The organism is Bosea sp. ANAM02, from assembly GCF_011764485.1.
GTDB lineage: Bacteria > Pseudomonadota > Alphaproteobacteria > Rhizobiales > Beijerinckiaceae > Allobosea.
Genome location: NZ_AP022849.1, coordinates 242,484 through 268,488, shown reverse-complemented (window position 1 = coordinate 268,488; position 26,005 = coordinate 242,484). Strand labels below are relative to the sequence as shown.

The following is a 26,005-nucleotide window of genomic DNA, read 5'->3' as shown; positions in this document are numbered from 1 at the left end:
AATCCTGGCCAAAAGGCGATATCTATGGACGACGCTCTCGCTACGCAGATCCTCGACCTCGCGCGACGTGGTAGGGAAGGCCTGCGCGTGAATCCGCGAGGCTGGGATGCATCCTGGAATGTGACGGTCTTTGTGGATCGGATCGAGGAAGATACGGAATTCGCGATTTGGGCGATCAATGCCGAAATCGACCCCTACAAGCATTACATCGTAGCGGAGCGATTAAGCTTGGCCGATTGCGTCGACCCATTTATGCGTCAAATGACCGGACTGGGGGGCGTCGGCGTGGGTTTCGATATCCCAGCTGCCGAATCCGAATTGTTGGAGTTCTTCGCGTCCGCCCATCAGACCGCTCTTTACGCGGAAGCGGTCGCCGTCACATGCAGACAGATCGAAGAGCATTTGGCGGCATAACGCCAGGAAACTCGCCCCTGGACCGAAACGTCCAGAGATAACCAATCAGCCAGGGAAGTTGAGCGAGACCTCCAGGGGAGTGTCTCGCTATAAATCAAGCAGGATTGAGCCTGCTCAGCGGCGCCAGGCAGCCCGCGAGCGATCGTAGCGAGCGTTGCCCTTGAGATCACGGCTGCTGCGATAGCGGCGGCCGCTCTCCACGGATGCCTCACCGGTGCGATAGTGCTTCACGTTGGCGAAGCTGTTCTCCACCGGCGGAATGTAAGCCCCGACCGGGATACGCTCCTTCGGCGGCGCGCTCAGCGGATAGCGACCATCGATCATCCGAGGAAAGCCGGCCTCGAACTGCTCGGTGGTGGTCGCGTAGCGACCGTATTCTCCGGCCTGTGCCATTGACGGAATGGCGCTCAGCGTCGCGAGGGCCAGGAGGGTGATGATGCGCTTCATGAATCGCTCCGCGGAAAACTTCAGAAAGTGTCCGCGAGAAACCGTGGACGGTCAAGAAACGCGGTAACGGTTCTTGGTTGACGGGGCCAAGAAGCTCTTCCTACCTTCGCTGTGAGGCGATCAAAGGAAGAATCCTTATCGCTCCGGAGTTTTGCCATGACTGAAGAAAGCGACATCTCCCTCGCGATCGAGCGCGATGAATTGATGAGAGCTCGCCAGATCCGCAACATCCAGGCCTCTCTTGCGGTTGAGCCCGGACTGGGCGAGCAGCGCGATTGCGCGATCTGCGGCGACGAGATCCCAGCCGCCCGTATCAAGGCCCTACCGAGCGCAACCCGTTGCGTGAATTGCCAGCAGCTGGCCGAACGTCGGTGACGGTCACGCTTCAGAGCAAAACCGCGAGCAACGCCCGCGGCCTGCGCGGCGCCGCGGAGCACCTGCATTTCGCCGAGCTCGTCGACCATGCACAGGCCTTCGTGCTCGATGACGCCACCGTCGTGGAGCTGCAGGCCTGCGTCGATTCCCAGACAGCTTCGATTGAGCGGAACATCGACCTCATCTCAATTCCGGAAAGCGGTTACTGGATCGAGTTTCGGGACGCGCCGCGTCGGGAGGACGGGAGCGAAGCGCTCTATGGCGCCGCCCACCCAGAGCGCGTCGGGGTTCTCGTTTGCCCCGACCCCTCGGAGGCCGACAAGCTCGTCATGATGACAGCCTGGGAGTTTGCTGACGGATCATGCCGCCACTCATATGCAGCCGTCGCCCTTAAACCGAGCCAGCTGCGAGTCCATGCTCTTTTGGCGCGGAAGGTCTACGGACGCGGCTGGACTGAATGCCTCGCGCGGATCACCAACCTGGCAACCGTCTACTTCCCCCCGCAGCTGCTTGACGAGCTAAAGGCAATGGCCGAGCTGGAAGACGCGAGTGAAGCGGACATCGCGGCGGCAATGCAGACAGCCCAGCGTGACGTGGTGATGGAGCTGCCGTTTACCCTTGCCGCCCTCTTGATGCTCACCGTTGCCGAAGCGCCAGCCGCTCACGACCGTGGGGGCGCCCCAGGCTGGCGAACGAGGTTGGCCTCCCTCTTTCGAGGGAAGGGCTTTATCCGATCTGGCGTGGAGCGTCCGCGGCTTGTCTATCGTCCTGCAGCTGTCAGACGCGCAGAGCCGGCGAATAGCTCGGAGCCAACGCCTGAACGATATCAGCCATCTCAGGCAGCTTCCTGAACTCCTCGAGGCTGAGTTTACGCAGTCGTTTACCCATCAAGGGCTCCCAGGCACGCAGAGCGCTTTCGACGATCTCCAGGTCCTTTCGGTCGTAGCCGCAACGGATCTCGATTTCGTCGGTGGGACGGGTGCGGTTGGACAGGTAGCTCATGATGCCGCCATGGTTGAGCGGAATGCGTCCGGCCTCGACCTCGCCCTTGAACCACGCGAATGCGGCGACGGCTTTCTTCGGCGGCGTGCCGTTGCCCTGACCCTGGTGCTGACGCACGGAAAGTTCGGTGACGCCCTCGTTGACGCGCCCGATCTCGACGGTTGAGAGCGAGACAGGGTCAAAGCCATCTCCTTGCTCACGCATAGACAGGATGTGGCAGTCGCCGGCCTTCGCGCGCGTGTCGTAACCGCCGACGCAGTGCCCCAGTCGGCTACCTTCCTGGCGAAGCTCACGCTTGTCCGTGAGAGGGACGATCTGGACCCCGTTCGGCGCGATCCAGACGTCGCAGAGCGGTGCCCAGCCATCAGCCGCGACGGCCTTGATCTCGCCACGCGCGATTTCCGGCTCTTCATCGGTTCCGATGGCCGCGAGAATCGTCGTTACCCGCGAATGCCAGTCCCGCTGCAGCTCGAACGCGGCCGGCAGCGCCTTTTTGGCGAGAAGAAGACGAATGGCTGCGTCAGTCGCGAGCCTGAGGCTCTCCGGGCCGAGATACGCTTCATCCTCCGTAGAGCGGGACATCGCGATCGGAAGGACAACCTGGTCACGGAAGGAGCGGACCATGTCGATGACGCCGTTCGCTGCGCGCTGAAGCCCTTCCTGGCTCTCGTCGGGCACCGGCTGCCAGGATGCCTTCTGGTCTTCCGTGAGGTCCAGGGGCGGCTGCGTCGGAGCAGCCGATTTCGCGGCGCGAGCGCGCAGATCAGCCCACTGCCCCTTGGCTCCTTCCAGCAGCGATGAGATGCCGTCGGGCATTTCGACGTAAAGTGGCCGAAGAGCGCCCTCGACGATATCGAGCAGGGCGTCGAATTCCTCGCGCTTAGTCGGGAACCAGTCGGGCGGCGCGGCCGAGAGCATCTCGACCAGGACCTTCGGCGCGGTGCCGCGATCATTCCAGTCGAGCTTGTCGAGTCGGCGCAGGAGACTACGCGAGAGCTTCGGCACGCCGATATCTGTCTCGCCATAGGCCCGCATCAGCGCGTCATTCAGCGACTTCTTCATGTCTATGGCGAGCTTCAGCGTCGGCTTGATCGCGAGATCCTGCGCCAGGAGTGGGTAGGCCTCTGCCGCCTGCAGGCGAACCTCCGCGCGCGCCGGGTTGGCGTAGAACGCGTAAGTCGGCTGGTGGAACACCGTCACAGCACGCAAGGCGTGGAGGACACGGGAATCGAGTTTGGTCGCGACGGTCTCGATATGCGCAGCATTGAGTTGGGCAGCTCCAACCGCAAGGATCGTGTCTTCCGGAATATTCGCCTCGGGGAAGCGCACCGTGAAGCTTGCGAGAAGCTGCTTGGCGTAGCCGGAGACGCCACCGCGAAGGCCAAACCAGTCAAGGGCCTCCGATAGTGGGATCTCCCGCTCGGGAGAGGCGGACGCACCCTCAAAGGAGGAAAAGGGGTCGGGGCTGAGAACGCGCACGGTGCGGCGAACTGCGAGCAGTTCACCGGCGCCGGTCACACGGAGATAGTTGACAGCTCCGGGAACGCCTGTCGCGTCCAACGATGCAGCCTCGACCCCACCGTCGGCGGTGGGGCGTGTCGCGATAGGCATCTGACCGAGCAGATTGATGAGTTCCTGGCGCATTGCCTTGCTCTGGCTCGTCATCTCGACCTCACCGCATCATCGCCGGAGCAGGAGCAGCCTTCTTGCTCTTGCTCATTCTCTGCATGCGCTCCTGCGCCCATTTGCGGTTCGTTCCGTTGGCGAAGAGCGACGCGCCAGCGCGATAGAGCGCGTCGACCACCTCAGCGACCTCATCGGCCTGGATCAGGACGTTGGCCGATCCGTTCTTTTCCAGGCTCGGATCGCGACGCGCGAAGTCGTTGATCGTGGGCACGTCATAGACGAAACCGTATTTCCGCGAGTTGCGCGGCGGCAGACGGAGCCTGACGCCCGTTCCCTCAGGCGTCAGCGCGATCAGCTTGTCCGAGAGGGACGGTGACCCGACGAGCTCGATGCCATCCGCGACAGCCTCCTGGGCCATCTTGCTGTCGGTCATGCCCACCGGGAAGTTCAGGTCGCGGTGGTTCTTGTTCGTCACCAGGATGCCGCGGTGAAACGAGCCAGAGGAGTCCTTGTACGTGACCAGTCGACCCAGGTTGTGCTCGGTGTTGTAGCGCATGCCGCGGTACAGGTTGTTGGTCAGGAGCGTCACAGGATGGAGGTTGAGCGCCTCGGCATCCTCGAACGCCTTCAGCAGCTTCTCATAATCGTTCGACTCCAGACCTGGCTTCACCGCGAACCTGGGATCGTTGAGAAGTGTGCCGAGACGCATCGAGCGCGGGCGCTGATCGCCCGGCACAACGAATTCGACGCCGTAGGTGCTCGCGACGTGCTCGTAGCCGCGCGGCGGATACTCGATCCGGGTGACGACGCCCGTGACGGCGATCTCGTCGACGCTGTAGGTGACCTGAACGCCGGGCTTGATCTTCTCCAGACCGGTAATCAGGCGATCGATGGCATCCTTGCGGCGCGAGACCTCCTTGTGGCCACGAGCCAGCGCATCGGCGACTGTCATGTTTGCCGGCAGGTAGGGACGCAAGATCTCTTCGAGGTCGTTCTGAAGGCGCTCGATGCAGGCGAAAGCCCGGCCAGATGCCATTTCGCCGATCTGGATGCGCTCCAGGAGGCCGTCGGTCTTGATCGGCGTACCGATCCGTTCCAGCGCGCCGGTCACCGCGTAGAGGGGCTCATGGAAGAGCGAGTCGACGTCCTCCGACTCGACGCCGTCGAAGCTCTTCGTCTCCTTGACGTGGACGATGCCAGGAAGCTCGTGGGTCTTCAGCGGCGTCTGCCCGCGAGCCTCAAGCTCCTCGATCGCAGCATGGAACTCTGCGGTCAGTTCGTTGCAGACGCGCTCCTGCAGCGAGACCGGGAGCATGATCAGGCGGGCCAGGATCTCGTTTGCCGTGCGCTTGTTGTCGGAGACCTCCGTCTCCTCGCCACGAACCGACTTCTCGACCTTGAGGCGAGTGCGCTGCTTGAGGCTGGAGCGAAGCTTGTCGGAAGACTGCGTCTCGATCGCCAGGTTGCCCTGCGCGCCGAGCTGGATCTCGTCGACCTTGAAGCCGAGGCGGCGCATGAGCTCCGGACGGGCTTCCGCATAGCGCGAGCAGACGATATCGCCGACCGGGTTGATGAGGTCAGGGATATCGCGAACGAGGATCGCGGCGTCACGATTAGAGGTGGTGTTCGCCGACAGGCGGCGGAGCTTGGCGTTCTCCATGGCGGCGAGCCGCATTTCGATCGGCAGGCCGGACAGGTACGAGGTTATCTCCGGATCCTCGACCTGGTCGTACCGATTGACGCGACCATGGCCCTGGATCTTCCGCAGGATGTCGGCCGGCGCCTGCAGTTCGAGCAGCACGCGCTGACGCTGGTCCTCGAAGCGAGAGCCTGCATGGAGGTCGATGCCGGTCGCGCCGGCGCTGTTGATGATCACCGCATCGAGATCACCCGAATTGAACGAGTTCTTGACCACCGTCGGATTGGACGCGGGGCGACGCATAACGCGCCCGCCGCGGATTTCCAGCGTGCGGCCGGTGATCTCGTCACAGGTGAAGCCGGTCTCGTTGATGCGGCGCTTGACCTCGTCGACGGCGCTGGCCGGGATATCCGGCAGCTGCTCGATCAGGCGACGAATGCGATCGCTGATAGCCTTGAGCTCGGGATAGTCGGCCGTGAGGTCGCGCACCGCGCCGTTCTGCGTGTTGAGCGTCCGCTGGCCCATCTTCCGCAGGATGCGGTGGAACAGAGCACGGAAGTCGGCGACGACGGCGCCATCGACCTCGATGTCCTGTTCGGCCAGCTCTTCGAGTAGGCTCTGGACCGTGTTCTCGACGACGATGACCGGCTTGCGGTTGTTCTGCAGCGCGTGGATCGCATCTTCCACGACGACGTCGATCTTCAGGGCTGCCACGAAGAGCCGCGAGATCGTGTAGAGCGGGCTGCCGTAACCAGAACGGAACGCTTGGTGAACCGGGCCGGCTTCGCCGTCCGGGGCATTCGCACGAGCATTGCGCTCGTCCTGAACCGTCTGGTCGCAGGAGGCGGCAAACTTGACGAATTCGGCCAGGATGGGCGCCACCGCGTCCATGTAAGCGCGGTTCCGATCGAAGCGCTGGGTGTCGACGACGGTGCGATACGTGACGCGCGAGAGGTCGAACTCCCGGCGGATCATGACGCCATCCTGAACCAGCATTGCCGACAGGATTTCCTGGAACGTCTCGCCACCGCGTTGCATCATCAGCGCCATCTCGCCATCGAGAAGCCCCTCCGGGAGGAGCTTCCAATAGAGGTCCATGTGCTCGGCCGTCTTCGCGAAGGTCGCGGATGAGAACACGACACCGCCGCACTTATCGACGGCAGCCTTGATGTTCTTGCCGACATTCGACGTCGAGGCAGCTGCGTTGTGGCACTCGTCGAGAACGAGCTTGGTGTCAGTGTCGATCACCCCGCGAAGCCAGGCGGACTTGCGCTTCGTGAGGTCGCCCTCGGTGGTGCTCTGACCCGCGACGACTTCGCGGTTGAACTGGCTGTAGGTTCCGAGGATCAAGTTGACGCCGGCCGGCCAGGCGCCGGAATCGAGCATCGCGTCGACATCCTCGCGCGCCGCGCCGCGCATGACGACCTTCTTGGTCGCCTCGTCGATGATCGAGACGGAGTCGTTCAGCACCATCGGCAGGAAGTGAGCGGCCGACTCGGTGTGAACGATATCGCGCCAGATGTCGGAGAGGTTCTGCTGGCGCTCGGTCAGGAACATCACCCGCTCGTTACGCATCGCCGCCCGACGCAGGATCGCAGCAAGGGTACGGCCCTTGCCGACGCCGGTCTGGTCAGCGATCAGGAACCCGCGCTCGCGTTCGTCCGCGTGGAGGTAAAGCGCCAGGGCGTCGATCTGCTCCGGCGAAAAGATCCGGGCCAGATCCTCCTTCGAGTAGCCGAACTCGCTGGCCACAAAGGAGTCGACGTCGCCGTGCTGGCGAACGACACGGGCGAGCGCCTCGCGGGTCGCCGCTTCCAGGTTGCGAGGAACCATCGTCGACGGATTTCCGACGCGCGACGCGCTCGCATACGGAACCTGGAACGAGTTGATCGACTTGGGATCCGCGTCACCCTTCAGCTCGACATTTGCCGAAGCCGCGAGGCGCGAGCGATCCGCTTCACGGGCGCGGTTCGAGACGATCTCGGCTGTCCAGGTCCAGAGCGAGGTCCAGTCATGGATCGGGCGCGGGGAGGGCGGCAGAGCGTCTTCTGACGGCTCAGAGCGGCGACCTGCAATGGCGAGCATGATCCGACCCGAAAGGTCGGGATGACCGCCCCAGAGGCCGCCGTCGATGGTGGATTCGGCTTCGAAGCGCCATTCGCGAGCGATCTGATCGCGGATGGCAGCGAGCTTTGCTTCTTCCTGATCGTTCTTCGGAGCGTCGAGGACGATCACGCCGACGCCGTCGGTCGCGATCTTGCCGAGCTGGGGGATGATCGCGGAGTGGTTGCTACCGACATCGGCAAAGAGGCCGCGCGCATCGGAGGACTGGAGCCCGCCTTTACGGAACTCGATATCCTTCAGGCCACGGACAGCGGCCACGGCCCGCAGCGCCGCGGCATGCTTTTCGGAGTCAGCTCGGATTTCGAACTTGGCGCCCTTCGGCATATGCGACAGCAGATAGCCCGGACCGGCGTCGTCGATTGCAATCGTCCGGTCGGTCAGCGCGGGGTCGAGACCCAGGATGCGCTGGGAAGCCACGGCCATCGGGCCCGCGACAAAGGCCCCGTTCGTGTCGTGGAGGCAGGGCAGGGCCTCATGCATCTTCGACGCGGCGATGAAGGCGTCTCCGAGCGTGCTGCCGCCCCGCTTGGCGAGGTGCCGGCCGAGCGCCGCGGTCACCGCGTCGGTAAATTCAGCCACCGGCCCCTGGTGCCCGATCGTGGAAATGAAGCGTTGCAGATCTGCGGCGTGCTGGACCCGCCCACGAGCAGCCTGCTCAACGAAAGCCTCCGCGCAGATGGCGAGGGACTCGGCATCCGGCGCGCGCAGAAAGAGACCCGGCGTCGTCCCGTCTCGCTCGGAGACGGCCATGCCGCGAGTGTCCTTGATATAGCGCTCACCATTGAGCTCGTAGACTTCCTGAACGAAGCGATTGAAGCCCAGCGGATGACCGCCGGACAGAACGCGCGCCGAAACGCCCTTCGTGGCCGCTGCATCTTGTGGGCGATCGACGGGCTTGTCTGCAGCATGGCTCGCTGCGAGGTCGACATAGTGCCGTTCGAGCTCGTAGGTATCCGCCTTCGCCTTCGGGAAGAAGGGACGGAACGCATCCACCGAAATCTTCTCGGTCAGGGCGCCATTGTCGTCGAACTTGGCTACCTTGAAGAGCAGCTTCTTGTTCGTCTGGTGGGGCTTGAAACCGAGCTTGTTCGCCGGAGTGTGCAGATCGCGAACGATATTGGATTCCCCGAGCAACACGAGGTTCGAGACGCCGCTGAACGAGCGGACCAGCTTGAGCTGGAGGCCGTACTCAGAGAGATCTACCCAGGGCTGATTGGTCATGGATTCAGGCTCGAAGATTCGTGTCGCACCAAGGAATTGACACCGTCATTCTCGGAATGATCCTCGAAACCCACAAACCCGAAAGCGTCATGACTCACGCAAATTTTGCTCCTGAGGCGAAAGTCCGCAAGCTCCACCCGGATGCAAAACTTCCCGCCTATAAAACCGAAGGCGCCATCGGGGCGGACATATACCTGTTCGATCCAGAGGGCTCGATCTCCGAGATCGGGCACACTGTGGTCCGTCTGCCTACCGGAATCGCTCTGACGCCACCTGCAGGGTTCTACGCCCATGTAGCCCCTCGCTCCGGCCTGGGCAACGAAGGGCTTCATCTCGTCGCCGAGATCGTCGATCCGGACTATACCGGAGAGGTGATGGTTGCTGCGATCGTTGCGCCAGGGCACCCGCCGATCAAGATCAAATCCGGCGACCGAATTGCGCAGTTGGTTTTCCTGCGCTCGAACCAGGTGGCCTTCGCCGAAGTCGCGAACCTGGATGAAACCGACCGCGGGGCCGGCGGATTTGGATCCACCGGCCGATCAGCCTGATTTCAGGGCGCAGGCGCAGCCGCCGGCTCGGCCGCTGCGAGGGCCCCCGGCCAGTCCAGTTTTAGGAGAGCCGCGACGGCAGCCACGTCCTCCACGCCCAAAGACTTCCGCATCTCGACAAGCTGCTCGCGCTCCGACTCGTCGGGCGCCTGGCCGATCGCGGCGAGCTGCTTGGACTTCACCGCAAGCTCTTCGATGCGCAGGTCCAGCACCTTCAGTGCACGGCTGTAGTCCTCGAAGGCCTGATCGGTGAGGGCTGACTCGGGATCGACCGCGTAGATCCGGTTGCGATGCTCGTCCTCGTAGCTCGCGTCGAAGCCCTCGATGCCGAAAAGCACGAAGGTTGCTTCCTCATCGCAGCGATCGTCGAACGTCCAGTCGGCGTTCGCCATGACACGGACCTCATGGCCCGTCTCACGGGCAATCGCAGCTGCGATGCGCTGGTAATCCGGGAACGCCCCGTAGTCGCCGATGCGGGTGAATGCGACGACGCCGGGCACAGTCGACTCCAGGATGTCGGCGCTGTGGCCATAGCGTTCGAGGATGGATGAAATGGTATCCTCGACGCCAAGGCGATCGAAATTCGCTTTGGCTTCGATGACGTCGAAGGTCTGGATATCGGTCATAGCGCGGCTCTCATGGTTGGTTAGAAGCGGGGACCCGGGACGCCGGGAGCGGAAGGCTCGGTTGGGTGCTGAGACGGCATCTTCTTGGTGAGCGCGGCCTCAAGCGCCTGAAGGACGACCTTCATTTCCGGCTGGCGCATCAGCCAGGCGTGCGCTGACGGCGCTCCTTCGCGATCGGCACGGTCACGGATACGAAGATAAAGGCCGTTTGCACGTCCCGTCGTGCGCGCAAGCGGCACGGCGCGCCAGTTGACGACAATCTCGTCGCCTTCACGTTCAACCCGGCCGGATGGACCAACGAGCAATCGTGTTGGATCCGAACGGGCGACGCGAGAGAGCTGCTCGAACCACTCACTGATCTCTCGATCGAGGGCCGCGTGCTCCTTCTCGAAGTGGCGTTCCCGCGAAGCCGCCGCGTCCTCGATGATTTTTGCCGAAGCATCCAGCCATTTGATGACGGTCTCCAGCAGCCGCGGGTTGCCATATCGTCCGACTTGAAGCTCGGAGTTCGATGATTGGAGTTCGGCCGGCGCGAGAGCCGTGAAATAGATCTCGGCTGGTTCATTGAGACGTCCAGACGCCCGGACGAGCGTTGCTGGGTCGAGCTCGATATGACGCTTGTCGATGCCGAGAGCGTAGAAAAACGGTGTCAGAATCCGGTTGTCGACTCGATTGAGCAACCGAATGCTTCGCGGTGAGAGCTCGCGGATGTCCACGGGCATCGTGATACCGTTCACCTTCAAAACGACGATGGGCGCGCTTCGCGACTGCATCGATTCCTCGCTTTCCGAGGGTATGAAGGGATCCTTTCAGGAAAGCCACAAGCCGCGGTGGATGAGCAAAAACTTCGCGATGCGAATGTCGTCGTCGGCGGGCATAATCTCGCCGATCAAGAATTGAGGATTCTCTCCTTTGCGAATTTGGGGCGCAGCCGCTCTGCTTGCGATTGCCATGCTATCTGCGCCGGACGTCCGGGCGGAAGGCTGGACCTTGCTTTGCACCGACAAGGGGCGCACCGTTCACCTGGAACGCTACCCTGGGGATGTTCCTGCAGGCGCATCTGAGACAGCTCTTCATCGCAATCCAGGCGCAACGTGCATCACCCTTGCTCCCACCGATGCGAATGCGCCGAACGCCCTGATCCCGCCCGATCCGGGCTTGGCCGTCAGCACAGGCGTCTCGACCGATCCGCAAATTGGGCTCGGCGCGGCGCTGCGCGTTCTTCGTGGGGAAGCGATCGGGACGGCCGAGAGCGTCACCGAAGCGCGTCCGACGTCCTCAGACCCGAAATCGATGCGACCGAAATCGGCGAATTGGGTTCGACTCGCAATCTACCGTTCGAAGGATCCGATGGATGCGTTGGCGGACTGGCAGCGCATCCTGATCGCCGAGCCGCATCTGGCCTATCTCGTCCCCTCGGTGACCCAAACCAACGACGGATGGCTGATGCTGAGTGCCGGCCCGATCACCGACACAATAGAACGGGATGGGCTATGCCTCGCGGCCGGGCACCTTGATCTCGACTGCATCCGCGGTGAAGACGAGGCGGTGAGTGTCCCGCATGAGGCGAAGGCGGCCGCGATCGCCCTGGCGAAGACCTGGCCTGCTCTGGTGAAGAGCTGGACCCCGCCGGCTGAGTGTCAGCTCGTCCCCGGGATCGAGCGCGAGGCGGAGATCTATCAGCCGGGGCGCAGGCAAGGGCTAAGCTGCTGGCGCACGCCATTCGACCCACCGGAGGCGGTGGTCGACATCGCTGCTCTCGGCCCCGCGACGCCGGCCGCTCCAGCGGTGAAGCCATCCGTCGCGAAGGCACAAATCGCAAAGTCGGCGACGCCTAAGCGCAGGCCCAAGGTCGTGACGTCACCTGCGCAACCCCTGCAGATCCAGCCGCCCAAATCCGCCGCGGCAGCGCCAGTTCGGGTAGCGAACTAGGCCGATCGCTTCTTGCGCTTCTTCTTTCTGGGTCCACCTAGGACCCAGCTCAGCGGGTCAACCTTCGCCTTCAACCGAGGCAGCTCTCGCTCCGCCCAGGCCTGAAGTCCTCCTGCTGATGCGACCTCGGCCTGCAGAATGGTTGGGATCTCCAGGGCGGGAAGCTCGGGCTCGGAGGCACGGCTGATGAGCACCTTTAGGAACGATCGCCGCTGACGGGAATAGGCCGAGGTCGCGGAAGGCCTGTTGGCGCCTGCAAACGTCGCTGGCTTGGTCGGCTTGGCCGTCGACCATCCGGTCAGCGGAGCCCCGTTGAGGTGACCGGACGCCTTCTTGAACATACCGTAGATTGCCTTGCGTCGCTGGCGGCGTCAAAAGCGAATGCCGTTCGATGGATGAGGGGTGTTCGACTCGACATCGAGCCTACCCAAGTCCAGCCTGGCCCGGAAACCGCTGGAGCCCATAATGCCTTTCAACATTGACCCAACCCCACGTAACCGGAAGGAAACGGGATTGGCGGTCCTCCAAATTCAGGTCGAGCACGCCGGCGGAATCCTGGAGTTCAATCCGACGAGCTCGCTGATGACGGGGATCCAAACTCCCGAGGCCATCCTCGATCTGAAGCCTATCCCCGGCCTCAAAAGTCTCATCACCGGCGCCCCAGCGATCATCTATCGGAGCGACGACCTGGAGATCCCGCTGACCCAGGAAGAAGCGCTTCGTCTGATGCTCACCGCGCTGCGTCAGAAGGAGTACGAGGCCGTAGCAACCCACTTTGGCGACGCCTACGAGTGGCACGACGACTTTTACGACCCTGCTACAGGAGAGGCGCTCCAGTCCCGAGAAATCTACATGCAGCAGACGAAACTCCAACGGGAGCTCGGCGACAGCGCAGACGTCCAGATCGTCGAGCGTGATGACTTCACTCACGAGCTCATTGTGATCAGAAAGTCCGATTCGGACGATCAGCGGGGCCCGAAGTTGTAATGCGGGACGTCGGAGAGCTCGCGATCCACGAGGTCGAGGTCGTGGGTTAGGGATAGCAGCTTGCTGATCGTCTCCGGCTTCATACGAACGAAGGTGCCGGTAGGCGTGTAGCCCTGGCCAATCTCTTCGAGCACCGCGGCGAACCCACCGATCACAGCCTTCAGTCGAGGGCTGTCCTCGGGATCTACCCGGGACAAGATTGCTCGCAACCGCTCCTGAATGACCCCGAGGCCGGCAGCCTTCATCAATTCCAGGTGTCGAGGCTTCGAACCAGGCTTCGGGCCTGGCCGCGGAGAAGAGGACGTGGAGCTCGGCCCATCTGGAACTTCCTCGTCGGGCGCCTCTCCCTTCAGCTTACGCTCCAGCTCCGGATCTACATACTTCCGGGCGAAATCGTTCGGGACGTTGTCGACCCCGTGGAAGTAGCCGTCAGGGCTAGAAGGGTCGGCATCAGGCGGCCCGAGCTCGCCGGGTTGAGGGACAAGGTTCAAAACTGCTTCGGCCCGGACACCTGGTCCGCCGGCTCGAAGCTCATCCACCAGGCGCGAGATGTCGATCTCGGAGCCTGGTGCTCGGATGAGCGCGAGGAGCGCCCCTGTCGGATCCTTGGACTGCCCCGTTAGGCGGTCAAATTCCGAAAGCGACTCGCCGATGGCCCTGAGGATCGCCTTGTGATGACGCGGTTCGGCGCCGAGCCGCCAGAGGCCGGCCTCGGAGAGGTAGAGCTTCAGACCGCGAGCGGCTTGAACAACTACGAGCGCGGGTGCGAGCAAGGCAGGTCTCCGAAAGCTTGCTTGGATTAAGAATCATAGGCGATAATCCTTCGATACTCACAAGGATTGAATCGTTTTGCTCCGGCTCGCCCTCCCAGCAATCATCGGTGCCTCGATGATCGGCGTCGCCGCCCTGGCACAGGACCAGGGCCCGGCCCGGACGGGATCGCAATGGAGTGCCGAGGAGTACGACAAGGCCTGTGCGCCGCTACTGAAGACCAGCGCGGGAGACACCCGGCTGAACCTGCTCCAGTTCAAAACCGTTTTCGGCAAGCCGGCCATTCGCTGGGCCGAGAAAGACTACCAGCAGGTGATCGACCTCGCGCGGGCCTGCCATGGCTACTCCAAACAGGGTGCTATGGTGGACGGCAACAACTGGCGCGCGATGATCGAAGGTGCCCGCGACAAGGTCCTCCCAGTGGCTGAGCGCTCGATCCAAGTTGACGAGTTCGCATCCGGCCTTGCGAAGGACGCGATCAAATTCCCGCAGTGCTCGCAGCTGCTGGAATTCGAAATTGACCCCGTCAGCATGAAGGACTCGTCCGCGGAGATGTTCGGTCAGAGCTTCATGCTTATGAGCGACAAGGACCTGAATGCGGCCATCCAGTACGTGAACGAATGTCTCCTTTTCGTCCCGGATTACGCGCAGGCCGTCAAAGGCTGGCGAGAGGCGCAGGGCAAGGAGCATCTCAACAAGATCATGGACAAGCCGCTGATCATCCTGAAGCGCCGGCTGGAGTGGCGCGATTGGGAGAAGCGGCCGTCAGATCTCATCGTTCAGGACGAGTCCGGCGCTGTGATCCCCCCGACGATGACGTCGCGTACGACTCGCGAGATGATCCTGCGCTTCAACAAGGCGGCAGCGCTCATCCGACGCTTCACTCCTGAGACCATTTCGATCCTCGTGAAGCTCGCGGACGATGTCACGATGGAATCGAAGAACGCTTACGACATTGCCTACGCGGAAGCTGTCAGGCGCCGTGTTCAGGACGAAATCTTCCGCCGTCCCTGAGAATCGTACGAGCAATCCTTGTGGGAGTCGCATGGTCCCACTACCGTTTTGGCGCTCGTCTTTCCGGAGTGCCCGATGAATCGCTTTCTCGTAGCCCTTTTTGCCTTTCTTCTTCCGGGACTGGCCTTCGCGCAGGACCTGACGGGCATGGCTCAGCGCGCTGTCGAATCTCTTGAGAAGATGTCCGGCCTGCCGATCGTCTTCCTGGAGCGCACCGGCGATGACCCGGGTCAGTTCTGGTACCGGGCGATGCAGAAGCTCTGCACAAAGACCGGGGACAACTGGTGTGACGACGACCTGACGTCGCTACGTGACACCACGAACCCGATCGGCTGGTCGCGGGTGCTGACCTATCGAACGCCACAGGGTGTCGAGAAGAAGGTCTGCGTGATCCTGCCTCCCAACACCGGCGTCTCGGCCGGCTACGTTGCCACGGGGCTCTCGGGTGGGAATATCTATTCCTGGCAGGAGCTCCCCACGAGCGCCGAGGCGGAGACATTCCTCACCCTGATGCATGGCGCCAACTGCCTCAACACCTCTGAGGATCAGCAGCAGGCAAAACGCGCAGACGCTTTCGCTGCCATGGCGCTTGCCCTGATCCAGGGCGACGGCGCCTTCGTTTCCGCGCGGGACGTCACACCGGCGCGAAAGTTCGCCCTCTACCGCTTCGGCGAGTCCACACGCTGGGCCGTCAACGTCGCCGAGCGCATTCTTCTCGACCAATGGAAAGGCGAGGCGGTCGCGGCCCTATCAGCCCGCAATCGATGCGACGCCCGGGCCGTCGCCTCTCAGAACCTCGCGATCGACTCGCTCCAGCGAGATATGACGCTGCCGCAAGGCGAAGACTGCGTCAGCACCATGGGTGGCGCCGCAAAGGGGACGGTGACGGACGGAAATCTGTGGCTCTGGACCAATGGACAGCCTGGCTCTAATGCCCCGGTCCTCGGGATGCCGCCAGAGCCCTATTCAGCCTTCAAGGGCTTCCAGAGCTTCGATGCCGGTATAAACTACGCCTTCAAAACCGCGGAAACGATCGCGTCGCAGCGGTGAGCATTCACTGGCGCGCTCGCGAGAACTCGCCGGTGAATGAGTCAAAGGCTCGGACGCGCCTCAGCCAGCGATAGGTTGCTGTCGACGTCATCCAGGAGCGCTTTGGCTTGGTCACGGACTGTCGTCGTCGCAGCCAGGACACGCTCGGCATTTTCGATCTCGCCATCGCGAATAGCAACGAGCTCGACCAGCATCGCCTTGCGAATGCGGAGCGCGAACGTCGGATCTTCGGAGAACGCGCTTTCGATCGTGTCCTTGACGAACTCGCGGACCCGCCGGTCGAGCTTCTCGTCGTGCAATCGAGTGCTCTTGAAGTCCGTACCGGTCGCGAAGTCGTAGAGGGTCACCGACTTCGGGGATGCGGTCTCAGAGCTGGATGCATCCGGGATAACGGCGTGAACGAGCCAGCCGACAGATCGCCCGTCCGGGAGCTCCAAAGCGGGTCGATCGTCGCCGATCGGGGTGAGCTTTCCGACGGCGAAAACGCAACGGAGCCCGGAAGGGATCGCGCTCTTTTCCGAAACGTCGAGATGGAAGCTGAGGTGGACCTCGCCCAGCTCGGTCTTCAGAGGAACATCCTCCGTCCGGAACGAGTAGGGATCCTGCATGATCCACGGACTCTGTCCGAGCTGCAGAGACCCGAACGGCGTGTCGATCGACGGAAGCGGGTTGGATTCGGTCATGCTTGGCTCCTGGATTGCAGAAGCGTCGGATCCTTTGACGAAAGGATCAACCGGCGCTTAGCGATAAGCAGTCCGGACCCGCTTCAGGGTGGCCCGTTCCGGCCAGTCCGTGATCAGCTGATGGAAGACGGCCTCGTCGTAGTTGCTGTACGCGTAGAGGAAGGCCGTTGTGATTGCCCGGAAATCCTCGAACTGGGTCTTCTCGGCCAGGCTGCCGCCGGCGCTTGGCCCAATCGGGAGATTTCGCCGAGCCTGCGGGAACCAGGCAAGATGCTTGTTGCCTGGCGCCGATCGATTGAAGGCATCGAGGCGCTGCTCGGCTGTCTGGCCGGTGAAATCGGCATCGAGGCCCGCTTGGGCGACCATGAACGGCTTGGAGACGCCGCCCCAGCTGTCTTCGGTCAAACCCATCACGCCGACGCCCTGCGGCGAAAACATCATGCCCGCGTACCAGCGCGGATCAATGAACTTGAGGGGCTTGCCCATATCGGCAACCACCTTCGCGCCGAGGAGAAGTTGAACGACATAGGCACCGAACTCGTGGCCGATAATGATCGGCCGCTCGGTGTTGACCGAGTAGCCGATGACCTTCTGGATCCGGTCAACGTGCTCCAGTGGCAGCCGACAGGCTTCGCAGCGCCCGTCCCAGGCCAAGGCGTCGTTCAGAACGCGGTCGACATCCCAGGACGATCCGCCCTTGGCTTCCGCGCGCCTCGCGAGCAGACCACGCATAAAGATGCTGTCGTCATGCACCGGCGCCGCGACAACGAAACCGTGCGAGGCCCAATGCTGCAGAAGAGGCCGGTAGACAAGCGGATCGGTCAGCGCGCCATGAGAGAAAACCACCAGGCGCCCTGTCTTCACCCCACGAGGGGCGTGGACGACCACGCGAGCGGCTTCATATGGAACGATGAACGGCTCGCTATGAGGGTTCCATGGACCATTCTGACCGAAGGCATACCAATGAGGGTCCTCCCCGGGGATCGGGGAGCGGCGCATGACGAGGTTCTCCTCAGCACGCAAGCCGCCCGGGAGCACCGAGGCAGCAAGCGCTGCAAGGACAGTCCTTCGATCGGTACCGTTGGTCATGAATCGCCGAGCCAATTGTTGTGCAGAGAAAGGTCGGCCGGATATCGAGGGCCGTCAACCGAACTTGAAGCGGGACATGCTCCTGCGGGTCCAGACATTTTGTGGGATGGGGTTCACCCGAAAGCGATATCTCACTTGTATAACAGGCCCTTCCGGAACAGGATGGTCGCTGTTTCGCGAGGTCGGAATGCTCGTTGGTCGTGAAGATCTCTATCAGCTGCTCGGGTTGAATTCGCTTGTCGATATCGCGGCAGGCGAGCCAGGCGGCTTCGAGCTCATTCTGGAAGACGGGCACCGCCGCGCGACGCTCACTCTCAACGGCGCAAACATCCAGGCTGATTTGGTCGAGCTGAGCGACGATGACGCCTCCACGATCGTCATCACGCTGTCCGGCGAGTACGACGAGAATGCCGACAGCTTCGCGCTGTCCGGTGAAGACGCGTCAGGACAAAGCAGCGATCCGACGGATCCAAGGGGTGTCGCCTCGGCGTGGCGCCGGATGACCTACGGAATGCAGTCGCCCGCGCGCTCGAACTGAAGCTGGGCCTTAACTGGCACACCTACTCGGACTGCAGAGTAGAGGAACAACATATGAGCGAAGAAAGAATAGGTGCTTCCGTGCAGATCCTTATAAGGATCCTGGGGCATGGGGATACCGTTCGGGCTGTCGATGGGAACAACAAGCCGATAACAATCATGGGCGGTGTTCCTAGCAAACAAATCAGCCAGTACCGCCTCACGTTAAGGGATAAACCAGTAGGAAAGAGCCTTATCAATGCAGCGATAGCTAAGGGCGTTCTAGAATTGAATAAGTATGGGGAGATTGCCCTAAGCGAGCGAGGGCGAGACATTCACAGCAGACGGGACAAAGGGTTCGTCAGGTGGGTCGTAGCTGTGTCGGATAATTTCGACGAGATCCGCGACGCGTATCCCGATGGAGAGCGCCTGCATCACTTGGAATGGGCAGCCAATGCGGTTGCGATGGGGCGAATGGGCCCCGTTCCGCTCGCGTCCCTGAATGTCGGCCGTGCCCACTTCGGGCAATCGATCTCACTGGGACGGCTTATCGACAAGGTCGTGAAGGTCCTAACGAGGGCTGGTTTCACCGAAAGACAGATTGAGTTCAAACCGCTCGACGCGGAGATGCAGAGCCGCCACCGTCAACAGCAAGAGCGCTTTGCAATGCTGGCGAGACAGCGAGCCGCAGCGTGGATCGAAGTTGAAGAGGCAATAAGGGAGCAATGGATCAAAGGGAGGGGCCGCGAACTGTGCTTACCTGTCTCGAACTTGGAATTATCTGAGCGATCAATGCGGACGCTAGCTGGCTCTGGCATCGAAGTTATCGGCGATCTGGTGAAGTCATCAGAGAAAGAGATTCTCCAACTAAAGGGCGTCGGGATAGGCGCTCTAAGGGAGATAAAAATGGCGCTGGCCGACAAGCGGCTGCATCTAGGGATGGCTCTAGAAGAATGGCAGGTTCGTGAAATCGATCTGTCGAAGCGCGCCATTTCAACCCCGGCGCTGCACCTCTGAAGCGAAGCGCATAAGGTCTTCCGTTTGTTTGTTGCTGTTCCCAGTGTGAGTTAGGCGCCACGCGTGTGGAGATCGCCATGAAAGCCTGCCTTGTTGACTTTACGGCCAAGAAAAATCTGGTCGTTCCCTGGATGCTCTTCGATTCAATCGAGGAAGCGGTGACACAGCGCGTGAACGCCCATCCCTCCTGGCCACAAAACATCTGCGAGATCGACGAAACCAATCCGGTTGCCCACGTTCTGTCACGCCGAGCAGCGGCCAGCAGCCGCAACAGCCCCTATCGCAGTGAGACTGTGTCCGCGTTCAAGGCGCAGGGACCTATCCGTCCCTTTTACGAGATTGCTGAAGAACTGGCGGCCGCGGTGCCCAAGCCGTGACCGGGCCATTGAAACCAGGCGTCGCCGTCATGCTGAGCGAGTTCGACGCCGTGATCGAGCTCAACGATGAGCTCCGCGACGGGGGAGGGGTGATCCTGGCGCCCGCACAGCGGCACTTCGGCGTGATGGCCGAGAATTCGGGTGATATCGACCTCGACAGTATGGAGGCAGACAACCCGGGCGACGGTTGGGGATCCAAGGTGCTGCAGCTCGCGTGCGACCTGGCCGACAAGCACCAGCTATCGATCTATGTGCGCGCGCACGCGTCCTCGGAAGACGATCACGACCTTCCCGACATGCAGGGTCGCCTCGAGGGCTTCTACGCGAAGCATGGGTTCACGATGACCGGCAGCTGGGGTGCGTCGGACATGCTTCGCAAACCGAAACCCTTCGATCATGAGGCCGAGGCAAGGCTTACCGCCTGGACGGCGCCCGCGGGTCCTTCGCCTATCTGACGCCGAAAGCCGCGACCTCCGCGACAGGCTCGGCATCGAGCTCACGCTTCAGCATCGCCGGAACAGCCTGACACCGAGCCGTGACATCGGCGACGACAATGTCGAGCCGCGGCGAATCCGCTGCTGTTCCCCTCATCGTCTCACGCAAGGCTGCCGCCTTCGCGGGCATTAGCGCCGCCATCGAAGACAGGAGCTTGCGAACCGCCGCCGGCTGGAAGCCGCACTCCGCGGCGAACCGATCCCAGTGCTCGCCTGTGAGCTTGGTGGGGTCATGCTCGCCGCCGACGCTCATCGTGAGATAGGGCGACAGCCGCTTGTAATCGGCCACGAAGGCGCGCTGGCAGGACACGTCGTAGAGCGGAGCGAGGCTCGTCTTCCCGGCTCTATGGAGCAGAGACAGGTTCTTGGCGTGCCCATCGCTGTTCGCGACCAGGTAGGTGTAGAAGGCCCGGCTCAAGAGCTCCAGCCGCGCGCCGGCACGATCATCGACATGGTCGAGCAGCTGGAAAGCATCCTTCCATCCAGGTCCGCCGCGGGCTTCGAATTTGGCGGCCGGCATGAGTGAAAGTGCCTGGCAGAAGTCCTCCTGATGGATCCGACGCAGCCGCTTTCGATCGCCGGTCTGGGTGACCACGCGATCGTAGCGTGAGACGAGCATGAACGGGATCCCCTCGGCCGTCATGATCCTTGAGCGCGGAACCTTCATCCCGAGCTCCCCGGCAAGGCGGACCGCGAAGTGCTCGACCTTGATGGAGTCCTTGAGGATCGAGATATCCGTCTTCAAGATGTGACTCGACGGGTAGCCGTTTTTGGGGAGGCCGATGACGCCGTCGACGACGATCACCGCAGCCTTGTCATTCACACCGGCCAGCGAGATCAGGTGGTTGTCGCCGTCCTCATCAATGAAGAGCGGGCGAACGGGAAGATCCCGGATCAGCTCAGCCAGGCGCTCTTCGTCGAGTGGGTCGAACTCCTCCGGGACGTCTTCCTCACGAATGACAGGGGCATCGATCGGAACCACGGAGACGGCTCCGGCGCAGTCTCGCCCGATGGCAGAAATCAAAGCGAAGTCGTCCGAGCCCGACAGATGGAGGATTTCGCCCAGCCTCTGCCTATGGCTCGTGGATTCCGGAAGGAGCCCAGCGAAGAAGGGGTGCGCCACGTCGTCGCCGAATGGCTCGGCTTGAACAGGCAAGGCGACGGACAAAGCCTGGCGAGCGATGCCGGTCTGCGCAACCCAATCCGGAAGATACTGAAGCTCCAACTGACCATCGCGGCGGCTTCGCAGCTCAGCACACGGTTGCCCGTTGATACGGACCGAGAGACGACCGATCACTTCGTCACGGGCTTTCATCGCATACCCCTCGGAGCGTAGGCATCGCCATCATCATCGAAGCCGTACCCGTCATCGACATCGAGCTCGATTTCCTTTGCCGCCGGCGGCGGATCATCAGGAAGCTGGGCAAGAGCGCCGCGCCGCTTGGCTGCAATACGGCGGGCCAGGGCGAGTTCGGACGCGTCCGGCGCGAGATCGACATCAGTTGGAACGAGATCGAACCCAAGATCCCCGGCGTCGCGAGCAAGATCGGCGAGCGAACGCCCAGAGCCGGTGCGCGGCTCAAGGCGCAAGCCGAGCGCGTCCGCCTCGGCCATCAGATTTTTGACGTTCGGCTGGTCCGCTCGCGCGGGCTGCAGAACGAGCTCAAGGCCGAGCTGGTGCATGATGCGCATGAGGTTGGAGAGGCCAGGGTCGCGATCGCTCACGCCACCCTCCACCGTCATCAGCGTCTTTCGGTTGATCCCAGCCGCTAAAGCGAGATCATCCTGGCGAAGCCCCCGCTCGACACGGGCCGCCTTTATAGCGGCTGCCAGGCTCGAAATGTCATTCACCCGCACAGGTCGCATTTATGTCCCTCATTGAGGACATTCGGATTGGAAGCGCCGAAATGTCAGCTCATGTCCCGAGTAAGGGACATAACATCCCCAAACCCCAACTTCAATGCGGAATGTCCTCGATAAGGGACATTTCCGCGTCTTTGCCGTCGGAAGCATCAAATGTCCACGATCAGGGACATTACATCCGAGGAGCTGGCGGGGCGAACCGCGGAGGGTTGTCGCCGACCGATGTCAGGAGCTCGTTGTAGACGTCCTCACCGAAAGCGGTCTGGAAGCTCGCGAGCGATCTCTGGATCGTCGCGAAAATGTCCTCGCCCTTCCGGACGTCCTTGATCGAACCGTCGTAACCCATCTCCGAGAGGAACGAGTCACGATCCATGCCGTCGACGCTGGAGAACTCGCTCTGAAGAGACTCCAGGATGTCGGCGATGACCGGCTTCTGATTGCGACCCATGAAAAACGGGGTGACGAAAGACCCACCGGCGTTCCGGAAGGTGCAGTCGAAGTGATAGTGCCAATGTGCGCCCTCTTTCGCGCTACCCCGTGAAACGACCTCCAATTCGATACCATGGGTCGCACAGAAGCCGTCGAACGTCTTCGGATCCACGCTCGGGTCCGGGCGCGATTCCACCCGATAGGAAGGCTTGGCCAAAGCGGCGAGAGCCGCTTCAGCTCGCGCCGCCCAGACCGGCGCGCACTTTTCGAGGGCGTACTGACGCACCGCGTCGTCGAAGACCTTGTACGTCATGACCTTGGTGAGGCGATCCTTCACATAGTTCCTCAGTTGGTGAGGCTCCGCCTTCAGAAGCGCGGCATTGGTCTTCTCGAACGCAGCGATCGCCTTTTTCTGCTCGTGCAGCGAAGTCTGCTGCGCGGGTGCGGGATCGTTGCCTGCGAGCAAATCTTCCAGGCGCTTGATCGCCCTGAATAGACGGCCTGGCGCTTCGAAGATGCGCTCACGAAGGCGCTCATCCCGTTGGTACTCCGTCTTGGCCTGCTGAACGACCTGAAGCTGCGCGATCACCTGCTTGGTGCGGCTCTCGATCACGCTGGACGGACCCATCAAGGTCATGATCGAAGCCGCATGAAGCTCGTAGATCTCGCGAATGTCGCTGCCGACATTGAGCAAGTCAGCAGCCTCCCGGAATCGATGCTCGCGAAGATGGTAGGCCGCGTTCGCGATAGCCTGCATCGGCGTGCCGTTGCGATCGGCGAGATGAACGGCCGCGAGCGCCTCAAGGTCCTCGCGCACCTCGTCGGTCGCAGACGCCAGGATGCGTTCGTGGTCGCGGCCACTGTTGCAGGTCAGGCTGAAATAGCCGTTCGCACCAGGACCCAGCGTGGCAACCACGTCGACGTTGCGGCCTTCGCCGTCGACCAGCAGGAACTCTCGCTTCATGACACCCAATCCAAGAAATGATCCATGGAGTGAGCGTCGCTGACGTGAAAGCCACAACCGATCCTTCGTGCTTTCGTCACCGCGTGGCATGTTCTTAGAAACGGAGAATCTATCCATGTCCGAATCGATCACTGGCGTCGCCGTTCTCGGCAGCGATGGCGAGACAATCGTCTTCATTCCTCCGAGCTCGCGAACTCCCACGAAAATCAACCGGGTGGGCGACCGTCTCGTGGTCGCGGACAAGGACGGCGCAATCTCCGACGAGACCTACGGCCCCTTGGCACTGGAAAAATGCCAGGACGGAGCAACTGTGTTTGTCGTCGAGATGAACAAGGCCGGAGAACACGGCCGCGGCTTCCAGCTTGTTGTGGGGGCCTGATCATGGATATGCCTCCCGTCGACGTCGTCGCCCTTCTCAACAAGGTCGCGGCTGCTCCCTATATCATCGAAGCGCCCGACGCCCCGACGGATGTTCGGGAAGGTGTCATTCGTTCGCTCGCCGCACGCGCGCCCGGTCGCACCGCGGAGATGACTGCCAAGAACTCGGCCGAGATCGAGGCCTATCGCGGCACGATCGGGGCGATCAAGGATCGGCTGAAGGCCGAGTTGCCCGAAAATCCGAACTACACAATCGAGTTCGTCGACCTGGCCGGCAATGCCAAGGCCGAGGCCGATCGTTTGGCCAAGCTGACCTCTCAGGACAAAATGGCTCGCCGCTATGTCAAGGACGGTTTCGAACAGGGCGGCATCGCGCTGGGACTGGACCGCAAGAAGGGAGGCCGCATCTGCATGGTCAGCCCCTTCGCGCCCCGTGTGAACATCGATGATGTCCTCAACAAGCTGACGGGGGTCGATCCGAACCGAGAAAACGTCTCCGATCAGGATTTTCACCGGCAAGTAGCCTGGCATGAGATTGGCCACTGCCTGGTCGGCGGGAGCGAAATGAAGGCCGACATCTTCGCGGCCCTGATGACCATTCGGGATACCCCGAAGCCCGGCATGCTGCTGCGGTGGGCTATGTGGCGCGAGAGCGCTGAGCTTCAAGCGCGAGAGATCGACGACAATCACGACGTCTCTAAGGGCATCTGGCAGATCGTCAGGATGGAGGACAAACTCCGCGCCGATCCGGAGTTCATGTCGATGAGCGTCGATGGAATCGCCGCTCTCGCCAACCAGGTCGCCCAGAAGGCAGACTTCACTGTCGACGAGAAGCTGGCGATCCGGGATATCCGGGTGATGATCGCTGTCGCTATCTCGAAGAAGGCACACTTCATCGCGGAACCTGGTGGTGGCTTAAAGCCCACCGACTTGGCTGGCTGGCTGCACGCCAGTGGCCTTGCGCCGGTCGAGCGGCTGACAAAGCTGACACGCGCGATCATGGATGGCTCTGATCCGGGCGACCCGCCAAAGCTGGATCGCAAGGCCCTCCGGGAAGCGATCGCTACCTTGGCAAAAAGAGGCGACCCGACCGCGATCGCCATAGGCCGGGCGATAGATATCGAAGCCCCCGTGAGCGCGCGATCGCTCAAGCGTGAATATGTCGCGCAGATGAAGGACGACGCGAAGATCCCGCTGCAGTTCTCCGCGAGCAGGGTCGTCTCCGATCGGGTGCTTCGGTGGGCGATGGATACTCAGCAGATCAGCTTCTCCGCTGACCAGTCCAGCTTCTTGATCAAGGACCAGCAGACCGGGCGCGTTGTCCAGGCCGGTAAGGTCGAGCTGTCAGGTGGTCAGGCTGACGTCTCCCTGGAGGGGCGCTGGAAGCGAGACCAGGCGCCTGGGGCGCCTCGCGTCAGCGCAGAACTTGAGCATCGCTGACAGCTCATCCACCGAATCCTGACTTCACCCCCAAGGATTCGAGCATGGAAAGATGTAAGGCTCCTTGGAAACAAGGAGCCTTCTTCATGCGCGCATTCCTCGCCGCAGCGGTTCTCGTCACCGCGACCAGCTATACAGCGATTGCTGAAACCGATCCGTTGATCGCCGTGGTCGACGGACGCGCCATCACCCAGAGCTCGGTTGAAAGCGTTCTGATCGAGAACGGAATGATGGAAGACGACGAGCGTGACGAAGCTCGACAGGACGGCCGGCTTCGTCAGACCGGGATTGTCCAGGCTGTCGAGCGTGCCGCGCTTGCCGCCGCCGCTGAGCGCGACGGACTCGACAAGAACCCGGTTACGATGGAGCAGATCAAGGAGGCTCCCACCTCGCGGGACGGACTACTGCGCGAGGTATGGATGACCAAGGTGGAATCCGATCTGCGTTCGCAGACAGACACGGCTCGCGTGAAGGCATTCTACGAAAAAGCGAGCACCGGTCCGCGCTACGCGCTTCGCTTCCTCACCTATACCACCCGGCAGGCAGCGACTGAGGCGCTGAAAACCGTGACGGACCGCGCCAGCTTCGATGCGGAGGCTGCCCGGATGTTCGGCTCCAAGCAGGAGACAGCGACGTCGCAGATCCAGGACGTTATGGAGGCGACGAGTGCCTGGGCTTGGCGGCTGCAGGGTCTCTCGATCGACACCCCTACTGCGGGTGCCGTTGGTGGACCGTTTTGTGAGTGGCCGCTGTGCTCGATTTGGATCGTCGAAAAAGTCGAGACGGCGCCGACGCCAGCCTTCGATCAGCTCGACGAAAAGCAGATAGCCTCCCTGCGGGGGATGAGCGTCTTCCTCAAGATGCGCTCGGCCTATTCGACGGCCCTGGCCGCGGCGAAGATCGAGTGGAAGGAGCCCGCTCCGGAGAGCTGGACCGATCTCGCTCGGCGCATTTCAATTCCCACGAACGAGTTCTGAGG

The 26,005-nt window shown here is 62.0% G+C and carries 26 protein-coding genes; 15 read left to right on the top strand and 11 right to left on the bottom strand.

Features of this window, described 5'->3' with window-relative positions; genetic code table 11:
- Positions 1–24: 24 nt before the first annotated feature.
- Positions 25–414: a hypothetical protein gene (locus OCUBac02_RS25005; RefSeq protein WP_173050314.1), complete on the top strand. Its 390-nt coding sequence runs from the start codon at positions 25–27 to the stop codon at positions 412–414.
- Between the two features lie 114 nt (positions 415–528).
- On the opposite strand, the gene OCUBac02_RS25000 is transcribed toward OCUBac02_RS25005, so the two are convergent.
- Positions 529–861: a hypothetical protein gene (locus OCUBac02_RS25000; RefSeq protein ID WP_173050312.1), complete on the bottom strand. Its 333-nt coding sequence runs from the start codon at positions 859–861 to the stop codon at positions 529–531.
- Between the two features lie 156 nt (positions 862–1,017).
- Here OCUBac02_RS25000 and OCUBac02_RS24995 point away from each other — a divergent pair, with 156 nt between their 5' ends.
- A complete protein-coding gene (locus OCUBac02_RS24995) occupies positions 1,018–1,236 on the top strand; it encodes a TraR/DksA C4-type zinc finger protein (protein ID WP_244639328.1) in 219 nt (72 codons plus the stop codon).
- The gene (locus tag OCUBac02_RS24990) at positions 1,233–2,087 is read left to right on the top strand and encodes a hypothetical protein (protein ID WP_173050310.1); all 855 of its coding nucleotides are present in this window, start codon (positions 1,233–1,235) and stop codon (positions 2,085–2,087) included. The genes OCUBac02_RS24995 and OCUBac02_RS24990 overlap by 4 nt, the downstream gene beginning before the upstream one ends.
- Here the strand turns inward: OCUBac02_RS24990 and OCUBac02_RS24985 are convergent.
- Positions 2,014–3,903, bottom strand: a complete 1,890-nt coding sequence (locus OCUBac02_RS24985) for a PcfJ domain-containing protein (RefSeq protein WP_173050309.1) — start codon at positions 3,901–3,903, stop codon at positions 2,014–2,016. The genes OCUBac02_RS24990 and OCUBac02_RS24985 overlap by 74 nt on opposite strands.
- 7 nt (positions 3,904–3,910) lie before the next feature.
- On the bottom strand, positions 3,911–8,848 hold the full coding sequence (locus OCUBac02_RS24980) for a strawberry notch C-terminal domain-containing protein (protein ID WP_173050307.1): 4,938 nt from the start codon (positions 8,846–8,848) through the stop codon (positions 3,911–3,913).
- Between the two features lie 56 nt (positions 8,849–8,904).
- Between OCUBac02_RS24980 and dut the strand changes: the two genes are divergently transcribed.
- Positions 8,905–9,396, top strand: coding sequence for a dUTP diphosphatase (gene dut, locus OCUBac02_RS24975; RefSeq protein ID WP_173050305.1), 492 nt, complete (start codon positions 8,905–8,907; stop codon positions 9,394–9,396).
- 2 nt (positions 9,397–9,398) lie between these two features.
- Here the strand turns inward: dut and OCUBac02_RS24970 are convergent, their stop codons facing one another.
- Complete coding sequence (locus tag OCUBac02_RS24970) at positions 9,399–10,022, bottom strand: hypothetical protein (protein ID WP_173050302.1); 624 nt, start codon at positions 10,020–10,022, stop codon at positions 9,399–9,401.
- Between the two features lie 20 nt (positions 10,023–10,042).
- A complete protein-coding gene (locus OCUBac02_RS24965; RefSeq protein ID WP_173050300.1) occupies positions 10,043–10,795 on the bottom strand; it encodes a hypothetical protein in 753 nt (250 codons plus the stop codon).
- 217 nt (positions 10,796–11,012) lie between these two features.
- Between OCUBac02_RS24965 and OCUBac02_RS24960 the strand changes: the two genes are divergently transcribed.
- Complete coding sequence (locus tag OCUBac02_RS24960; RefSeq protein WP_173050298.1) at positions 11,013–11,954, top strand: hypothetical protein; 942 nt, start codon at positions 11,013–11,015, stop codon at positions 11,952–11,954.
- Positions 11,955–12,419: 465 nt separating this feature from the next.
- On the top strand, positions 12,420–12,941 hold the full coding sequence (locus OCUBac02_RS24955; RefSeq protein WP_173050296.1) for a hypothetical protein: 522 nt from the start codon (positions 12,420–12,422) through the stop codon (positions 12,939–12,941).
- Here OCUBac02_RS24955 and OCUBac02_RS24950 read toward each other — a convergent pair.
- On the bottom strand, positions 12,920–13,714 hold the full coding sequence (locus OCUBac02_RS24950) for a hypothetical protein (protein WP_173050294.1): 795 nt from the start codon (positions 13,712–13,714) through the stop codon (positions 12,920–12,922). The two genes, OCUBac02_RS24955 and OCUBac02_RS24950, sit on opposite strands and share 22 nt — an antisense overlap.
- A 115-nt stretch (positions 13,715–13,829) precedes the next feature.
- On the opposite strand from OCUBac02_RS24950, the gene OCUBac02_RS24945 reads away from it, so the two are divergent.
- Positions 13,830–14,726, top strand: a complete 897-nt coding sequence (locus tag OCUBac02_RS24945; RefSeq protein WP_173050292.1) for a hypothetical protein — start codon at positions 13,830–13,832, stop codon at positions 14,724–14,726.
- A 75-nt stretch (positions 14,727–14,801) separates the two neighbouring features.
- Positions 14,802–15,776: a hypothetical protein gene (locus tag OCUBac02_RS24940; protein WP_173050290.1), complete on the top strand. Its 975-nt coding sequence runs from the start codon at positions 14,802–14,804 to the stop codon at positions 15,774–15,776.
- A gap of 41 nt (positions 15,777–15,817) precedes the next feature.
- Here the strand turns inward: OCUBac02_RS24940 and OCUBac02_RS24935 are convergent, their stop codons facing one another.
- Together OCUBac02_RS24935 and OCUBac02_RS24930 are read right to left on the bottom strand one after the other, a co-directional pair.
- The gene (locus OCUBac02_RS24935) at positions 15,818–16,459 is read right to left on the bottom strand and encodes a hypothetical protein (RefSeq protein WP_173050288.1); all 642 of its coding nucleotides are present in this window, start codon (positions 16,457–16,459) and stop codon (positions 15,818–15,820) included.
- Between the two features lie 57 nt (positions 16,460–16,516).
- Complete coding sequence (locus OCUBac02_RS24930) at positions 16,517–17,548, bottom strand: alpha/beta hydrolase family protein (RefSeq protein ID WP_173050286.1); 1,032 nt, start codon at positions 17,546–17,548, stop codon at positions 16,517–16,519.
- A 187-nt stretch (positions 17,549–17,735) separates the two neighbouring features.
- On the opposite strand from OCUBac02_RS24930, the gene OCUBac02_RS24925 reads away from it, so the two are divergent.
- The 4 genes from OCUBac02_RS24925 to OCUBac02_RS24910 all read left to right on the top strand — a co-directional run bounded on the left by OCUBac02_RS24925 (position 17,736) and on the right by OCUBac02_RS24910 (position 19,913).
- On the top strand, positions 17,736–18,086 hold the full coding sequence (locus tag OCUBac02_RS24925; protein WP_173050284.1) for a hypothetical protein: 351 nt from the start codon (positions 17,736–17,738) through the stop codon (positions 18,084–18,086).
- Between the two features lie 53 nt (positions 18,087–18,139).
- Positions 18,140–19,081, top strand: a complete 942-nt coding sequence (locus tag OCUBac02_RS24920; protein WP_173050282.1) for a DNA-directed RNA polymerase subunit alpha C-terminal domain-containing protein — start codon at positions 18,140–18,142, stop codon at positions 19,079–19,081.
- A gap of 77 nt (positions 19,082–19,158) precedes the next feature.
- Entirely contained in the window at positions 19,159–19,458 is a 300-nt protein-coding gene (locus OCUBac02_RS24915; RefSeq protein WP_173050280.1) for a hypothetical protein, read from the top strand.
- 29 nt (positions 19,459–19,487) lie between these two features.
- Positions 19,488–19,913, top strand: a complete 426-nt coding sequence (locus tag OCUBac02_RS24910; protein WP_173050278.1) for a GNAT family N-acetyltransferase — start codon at positions 19,488–19,490, stop codon at positions 19,911–19,913.
- Here OCUBac02_RS24910 and OCUBac02_RS24905 read toward each other — a convergent pair.
- The 3 genes from OCUBac02_RS24905 to OCUBac02_RS24895 form a co-directional block, all read right to left on the bottom strand.
- Entirely contained in the window at positions 19,906–21,267 is a 1,362-nt protein-coding gene (locus OCUBac02_RS24905; RefSeq protein ID WP_173050276.1) for a type II toxin-antitoxin system HipA family toxin, read from the bottom strand. The genes OCUBac02_RS24910 and OCUBac02_RS24905 overlap by 8 nt on opposite strands.
- Positions 21,264–21,803, bottom strand: coding sequence for a helix-turn-helix transcriptional regulator (locus tag OCUBac02_RS24900; RefSeq protein WP_173050274.1), 540 nt, complete (start codon positions 21,801–21,803; stop codon positions 21,264–21,266). Before OCUBac02_RS24900 ends, OCUBac02_RS24905 begins: the two co-directional genes overlap by 4 nt.
- Before the next feature lie 184 nt (positions 21,804–21,987).
- Complete coding sequence (locus OCUBac02_RS24895) at positions 21,988–23,208, bottom strand: hypothetical protein (protein WP_173050272.1); 1,221 nt, start codon at positions 23,206–23,208, stop codon at positions 21,988–21,990.
- Between the two features lie 115 nt (positions 23,209–23,323).
- Here OCUBac02_RS24895 and OCUBac02_RS24890 point away from each other — a divergent pair, with 115 nt between their 5' ends.
- The 3 genes from OCUBac02_RS24890 (at position 23,324) to OCUBac02_RS24880 (ending at position 26,003) form a co-directional block, all read left to right on the top strand.
- Entirely contained in the window at positions 23,324–23,587 is a 264-nt protein-coding gene (locus tag OCUBac02_RS24890; RefSeq protein ID WP_173050270.1) for a hypothetical protein, read from the top strand.
- A gap of 2 nt (positions 23,588–23,589) precedes the next feature.
- On the top strand, positions 23,590–25,026 hold the full coding sequence (locus OCUBac02_RS24885) for a hypothetical protein (RefSeq protein ID WP_173050268.1): 1,437 nt from the start codon (positions 23,590–23,592) through the stop codon (positions 25,024–25,026).
- Positions 25,027–25,112: 86 nt separating this feature from the next.
- Complete coding sequence (locus OCUBac02_RS24880; RefSeq protein ID WP_173050266.1) at positions 25,113–26,003, top strand: hypothetical protein; 891 nt, start codon at positions 25,113–25,115, stop codon at positions 26,001–26,003.
- Positions 26,004–26,005: the final 2 nt, after the last annotated feature.

Bases quoted from the DNA above. Each gene is read 5' to 3' on its own strand.
- OCUBac02_RS25005 (WP_173050314.1), top strand. From the start codon at position 25: ATGGACGACGCTCTCGCTACGCAGATCCTCGACCTCGCGCGACGTGGT.
- OCUBac02_RS25000 (WP_173050312.1), bottom strand. From the start codon at position 861: ATGAAGCGCATCATCACCCTCCTGGCCCTCGCGACGCTGAGCGCCATT.
- OCUBac02_RS24995 (WP_244639328.1), top strand. From the start codon at position 1,018: ATGACTGAAGAAAGCGACATCTCCCTCGCGATCGAGCGCGATGAATTG.
- OCUBac02_RS24985 (WP_173050309.1), bottom strand. From the start codon at position 3,903: ATGACGAGCCAGAGCAAGGCAATGCGCCAGGAACTCATCAATCTGCTC.
- OCUBac02_RS24980 (WP_173050307.1), bottom strand. From the start codon at position 8,848: ATGACCAATCAGCCCTGGGTAGATCTCTCTGAGTACGGCCTCCAGCTC.
- dut (WP_173050305.1), top strand. From the start codon at position 8,905: ATGATCCTCGAAACCCACAAACCCGAAAGCGTCATGACTCACGCAAAT.
- OCUBac02_RS24970 (WP_173050302.1), bottom strand. From the start codon at position 10,022: ATGACCGATATCCAGACCTTCGACGTCATCGAAGCCAAAGCGAATTTC.
- OCUBac02_RS24965 (WP_173050300.1), bottom strand. From the start codon at position 10,795: ATGCAGTCGCGAAGCGCGCCCATCGTCGTTTTGAAGGTGAACGGTATC.
- OCUBac02_RS24955 (WP_173050296.1), top strand. From the start codon at position 12,420: ATGCCTTTCAACATTGACCCAACCCCACGTAACCGGAAGGAAACGGGA.
- OCUBac02_RS24945 (WP_173050292.1), top strand. From the start codon at position 13,830: ATGATCGGCGTCGCCGCCCTGGCACAGGACCAGGGCCCGGCCCGGACG.
- OCUBac02_RS24940 (WP_173050290.1), top strand. From the start codon at position 14,802: ATGAATCGCTTTCTCGTAGCCCTTTTTGCCTTTCTTCTTCCGGGACTG.
- OCUBac02_RS24935 (WP_173050288.1), bottom strand. From the start codon at position 16,459: ATGACCGAATCCAACCCGCTTCCGTCGATCGACACGCCGTTCGGGTCT.
- OCUBac02_RS24930 (WP_173050286.1), bottom strand. From the start codon at position 17,548: ATGACCAACGGTACCGATCGAAGGACTGTCCTTGCAGCGCTTGCTGCC.
- OCUBac02_RS24925 (WP_173050284.1), top strand. From the start codon at position 17,736: ATGCTCGTTGGTCGTGAAGATCTCTATCAGCTGCTCGGGTTGAATTCG.
- OCUBac02_RS24920 (WP_173050282.1), top strand. From the start codon at position 18,140: ATGAGCGAAGAAAGAATAGGTGCTTCCGTGCAGATCCTTATAAGGATC.
- OCUBac02_RS24915 (WP_173050280.1), top strand. From the start codon at position 19,159: ATGAAAGCCTGCCTTGTTGACTTTACGGCCAAGAAAAATCTGGTCGTT.
- OCUBac02_RS24910 (WP_173050278.1), top strand. From the start codon at position 19,488: ATGCTGAGCGAGTTCGACGCCGTGATCGAGCTCAACGATGAGCTCCGC.
- OCUBac02_RS24905 (WP_173050276.1), bottom strand. From the start codon at position 21,267: ATGAAAGCCCGTGACGAAGTGATCGGTCGTCTCTCGGTCCGTATCAAC.
- OCUBac02_RS24895 (WP_173050272.1), bottom strand. From the start codon at position 23,208: ATGAAGCGAGAGTTCCTGCTGGTCGACGGCGAAGGCCGCAACGTCGAC.
- OCUBac02_RS24890 (WP_173050270.1), top strand. From the start codon at position 23,324: ATGTCCGAATCGATCACTGGCGTCGCCGTTCTCGGCAGCGATGGCGAG.
- OCUBac02_RS24885 (WP_173050268.1), top strand. From the start codon at position 23,590: ATGGATATGCCTCCCGTCGACGTCGTCGCCCTTCTCAACAAGGTCGCG.
- OCUBac02_RS24880 (WP_173050266.1), top strand. From the start codon at position 25,113: ATGCGCGCATTCCTCGCCGCAGCGGTTCTCGTCACCGCGACCAGCTAT.